Consider the following 4,598-nt stretch of genomic DNA (forward strand, 5'->3'; position numbering starts at 1 on the left):
ATCTGCGTAAACTATCTGCGTTTGATCTGCGTGAACCTTTCTTTTATTTGTTTATCCATCAGAAATACATTTATTCCAAAACCTTTGAATAAAAAGAAAACAATTTTTCTTCTTCGCTTTCCCAATTGTATTTCTCTAAAACAAGTTCTTGACCTCTTTCACCCATTTTTGACGCCATATCCTTATTGGAATATAAATGATTAATAGCGCTGGCGATTGCTTTTGGATTATTAGGGTCTATACAAAATCCTAGTTCATTTTCCTCTATAATGCCTTTCCAGATGGGAAAGTCAGACGCAATAAGTGGTAATCCTTCAGCCATATATTCAAAAAATTTATTGGGTTGAGCATCGATATGGTTAGGTAAGGGGAGAAATGGAATTAATCCAACAAACGATTGCTTGTAAATTGTCAATAATTCTTCGCGTTTAAGAAGTCCATAATAGATAACTTTTGAAAAATTGGGATGTGATTTCACTTCCTGCTCAATTTCTGTATTGATAAAAGCACCAGCCAGATGTAATCGAATAGTAGTATTGCAATAGGAGAGAGCATCCAATAAAGTAATTATGCCACGTATCCGACTAATAGCCCCAGTATAACAGATATCATTTTTTGTTTTGAATGATATTTTTGCCGTTTTTCTAATAGATAATTCTGGAAAGTTCTGAATAGATCGTGTGTCCTTATTAATCTTCTTAAACCGTGATTCAATAGCTGGAGTAGCCGTAATTATACCACTAAAAGTATGACTTATAATATTTTCAATTAGTTTGAAAGTAAGGGAGATAATCTTAAGAAAAGGTTTTGGAAGCCATTCTCTGCCTAATAAACTTTTGGGAACATCTTCGTGTACATCGTAAATCATTTTTTTACCCAGCAAGCGAAGAATTAATCCAACAAATATCAGTTCCGGATCGTGAAAATGATACAAATCAGCTTTTACATTTAGAGCTGATTTTAGAATTTTAAAAGGCAATATACAGAACCGTTTAAAACGACCCTCTTTATAACCAATATCATGAATGGAAACTCCTTTCAGTTTTTCAAATCTTTTCCCATCAGCTACTATAAGAGTAACTTCAAATCCATCCTTATTTGCTAATGAAACACATTCTTTTTCAAAAATGCGCACATCATTGCGAGGATGGGCAGTTGTAAGATGGCAGACTTTTTTATTTGTCATTCTTAAATACAAATTGAAATCGTAAATTCATTTCGATATTTTGTTTTCCGTTGATAATATGTTTTATTCGCAACTATACAACCACGTCATCACGTAATTATTCTTTATTTCTCGCTGATTTCCGCTGATAAAAGACGCTGATTTTCGCAAAAAATTATCAAATGTACATATCCATAAATCCTTTATCCCTTTTCTGCGATAATCTGCGAATGCATTTGTGGCCTTACTTGTCCCCGTGTGAACGAAGTGAGTATACGGGATCTGCGAGACTCTTTTGTTTTACGCTGATAATTATTTTTACCGCAAGGTTCGCTATTTTTTGTCATTCTGACGACTTTTTAGGAGGAAGAATCTCATAACTGTTAGAGTCAACTTCCTTGAGTGCTTAGCCGTTCTTCGGTAAACTCAGGATGACTACAATTAAAGTTGAATATAAAGTACTTCAAGAAAACCATTTATTAAATACAGACTCATTCACTTTGTAAATTGGATTTTCTTAATGAATTTACTGGTGTAATCGGCCATAAACAATGGAATATTTAATAAGCCATTGTCATATTTGAAATTCTTCATCGAATAACGCAAGCTTAATTTAGGATTGTATTGTTTTCTGAAAACAGACAAACTCTTACTTCTAATATTTTCACTTGATTTAACTTCTATCGGTATAATGTCGTTTTCAGACTGTAGTATGAAATCGACTTCTGCTTTGTTTTCCGATTTCCAGTACCTAGCTGGTGTTCCAAATTGGTGGATCAAACTATTTACTATATAATTTTCTGTTAGAGCTCCTTTGAATTCAGTAAACAATCTATTTCCCTCTGTAATTGCTATAGGGTTTAATTGTGACAAGCTACGCAAAAGACCTACATCAGGTAAGTAGATTTTAAAAGCAGATAAATCATCGTAAGCTGACAGGGGAAGAGAAGGCTTTACAGAACGATATATTCTATAGACTAAGCCGGCATTTATTAACCATTGCAGTGCATTTTCATATTCTCTAGCTCTAGCTCCACTTTTTATTGATTGATAAAAAAATTTGTTGTTATCACGAGCTAATTGTGATGGTAATGAATTCCAAATATAGTTTATTTTAGGAATGTCTTTATTTTCTATATGTTTTGAGAAATCTAGCCTATAAGCATTTAATATATTTGTTAGTGTTTCCTCTGTTAATCCAACATCTTGATGCTTGAGCAGTTTTACTGCGGCTTCTGGCATTCCCCCAGAAATAAAATACATTTTTAGCTTTTCCGTTAAAGGGTTGAAAAAAACATCAGGAATTAATTTAATTTCATCAATGCTTTCAATATAGGTATAGAGTGCTTCGTCTGCCTTTGCTAAAAACTCTCTAAAAGAAAGAGGGTAGAGTTGAATGAAATCTACTTTGCCAACAGGAAAAGATGCTCCTCTGCTTATAGCAACTCCTAATAATGAACCTGCACAAGCAATTACATATTCAGGAGCTTCCTCTGCAAAATATTTTAGCGAATTTAATGCCTCATTGCATTCTTGAATTTCATCAAAAATAATAAATGTTTTCCCAGCTAGTATCGGTTTACCTAAGGCTAATGAAAGATTTTGAAGGATTCGCTTAGGCTCTTTGGTGTTTTTAAAAAATTGCTTTAACTCCGTTTGGCGTTCGAAATTAAAATAGGCTATCCCCTCAAAATGATGTGTTCCAAAATATTTTAATAGCCATGTTTTACCGACTTGCCTAACTCCTTGTAAAATTAAAGGTTTACGTTCTGGATTATTTTTCCAGTCCAGAAGTTTGTGCTCTATTGATCGTTTTATTATCATAAATCACATTTTAAATGCTAATATAGTGAAATAAATCACATAATAGACATTAAATATCGGATAATTACTTGCGACTCGCAACTTACAATTCATCATCTACAATTACTGTTTTTGCTTTTACCACGAAGGAACACCAAGTACACACGAAGGAACACTAAGCTATTCGTGTTAAGGTTAAGTTTCCTAAAAGTGTCTAAAGTAAGCTGCAGTTAAAAGTACTTGAAGTGAGAGCTTTGCAAAACCGTTCCGCCTTCTTATCGAGCATTTCGAGATATCTCCGGGAAGCTCTTTTTATTTTTCACGCGGATTCCTAGTGATTAAAAAACGCTAATAAACGGAGATAGTGTATTATTGATCTTAAAGATTAGTGAGAAACTGTGAAAGCATTTGTGTCTTAATTGAGATTTTTTTTACGAAGATTAATTAGCACATTATCACTACTTGTCCCGAGACGAAGGATTCGGGATCAGCTCATTTTCACATTAACTAAGAAAACCACTTTTTATACATAGCCCAATGCGCTTTATAATAGTCTGGATTTTTTAGACTGCTAATAATTCTTTTCCGTACGGATGATTTAAAGAAAAATAGAAAGAACTGTGTGATATAACGGTAAATCCTAAAAAAAATAAAATAAATTTTCGAGGAGAAGTTAGCTATAGTTGGATATTTCCAAATGAGTTTAATACGATAAATATAACGTTTTATTTTGGGCGTATCCTTATAATCTAACCCATTAGGACTATCCAAAATATTAGCTGATAAGGCAATATAAGTATTCAGTTTATCAAAATAATAGCCAAACTTTTTACTGATTTCCAGTGGGTTTTCTCTTTTTGCAAGAAGCATTAAATCGTAGCTTTGTCGTAGTAATAATTTGTACGTCGATTTTGCTTTATCATTCATTTGTACGTTCATCATATTATGCAAAGTCATATCCTTATCCGAAAGGATTAATGCTCCAAGAGGTGACTGGCTTTTATTAATCTTTCCCTTTACCGTTTTCCAATTGAATTTTTTATCGTATTCTCCTTCTAATAACCTACGGTGAACTTCAACGGAGGCTATTTTATTATCTTTAATAAGCTCATTTAAATGGCGATGCTCGCCAAAAGCAGTTTCTCCAAATTTATTATGTTCGACATAGCCCTTGTTTTTTAGTAAATCCCAAGCTCTTTTGGCCTCGTTTTCTTCTAGCAATAAATCAATATCACTTAACATTCGCTCTGCAATATCTTCGTATAATCCGTCTAGTAAATGTGCTGTTCCTTTAAGATAAACAGGTTTTAAATTATTAGATCGAAGCAGTGTAGTAATATCTTCAACTTGATTTAGTATTGCTCGATTCCGTTCTCTATTTTGATCAGTAATATCTTCAAGATGTTCGCATAAATCATCAGGTAAAAATTCCAGTAAATTATTTCTTTTTAAATTGAGATAGAGAGCAGGCAAAACCAATTGATTGCTGCTTTGATAAACCAGTGATTCCCAACTGACTTTCCCTGATTGTAGAACTTTTTGAATTTCCAAAGCGCGCTCAGGGTGTACAGCTAATGACAAACACTTTCCAATAAACCAAAGGGTTTCCTGACTATTCATTTTTTATAAG

The 4,598-nt window shown here is 33.2% G+C and carries 3 protein-coding genes; all 3 read right to left on the bottom strand.

Going from position 1 to position 4,598, the window contains the following annotated elements; translation table 11 throughout:
* Positions 1-70: 70 nt before the first annotated feature.
* The 3 genes from J7K39_02840 to J7K39_02850 all read right to left on the bottom strand — a co-directional run bounded on the left by J7K39_02840 (position 71) and on the right by J7K39_02850 (position 4,588).
* Positions 71-1,186 (bottom strand): glycosyltransferase family 4 protein, encoded by a 1,116-nt coding sequence (locus tag J7K39_02840; protein ID MCD6178818.1) that lies wholly within the window; start codon positions 1,184-1,186, stop codon positions 71-73.
* 474 nt (positions 1,187-1,660) lie between these two features.
* On the bottom strand, positions 1,661-2,989 hold the full coding sequence (locus J7K39_02845; protein MCD6178819.1) for an ATP-binding protein: 1,329 nt from the start codon (positions 2,987-2,989) through the stop codon (positions 1,661-1,663).
* Positions 2,990-3,475: 486 nt separating this feature from the next.
* Positions 3,476-4,588: a nucleotidyltransferase family protein gene (locus tag J7K39_02850; GenBank protein MCD6178820.1), complete on the bottom strand. Its 1,113-nt coding sequence runs from the start codon at positions 4,586-4,588 to the stop codon at positions 3,476-3,478.
* Between the last annotated feature and the right edge of the window lie 10 nt (positions 4,589-4,598).

It is taken from the genome of Bacteroidales bacterium (assembly GCA_021157585.1).
In the GTDB taxonomy this organism is placed as follows: Bacteria; Bacteroidota; Bacteroidia; order Bacteroidales; family UBA12170; genus UBA12170.

What these genes read in the sequence shown, in the direction of transcription:
- J7K39_02850 (MCD6178820.1), bottom strand. Translation starts at nt 4,588, where the DNA reads ATGAATAGTCAGGAAACCCTTTGGTTTATTGGAAAGTGTTTGTCATTA.
- J7K39_02840 (MCD6178818.1), bottom strand. Translation starts at nt 1,186, where the DNA reads ATGACAAATAAAAAAGTCTGCCATCTTACAACTGCCCATCCTCGCAAT.
- J7K39_02845 (MCD6178819.1), bottom strand. Translation starts at nt 2,989, where the DNA reads ATGATAATAAAACGATCAATAGAGCACAAACTTCTGGACTGGAAAAAT.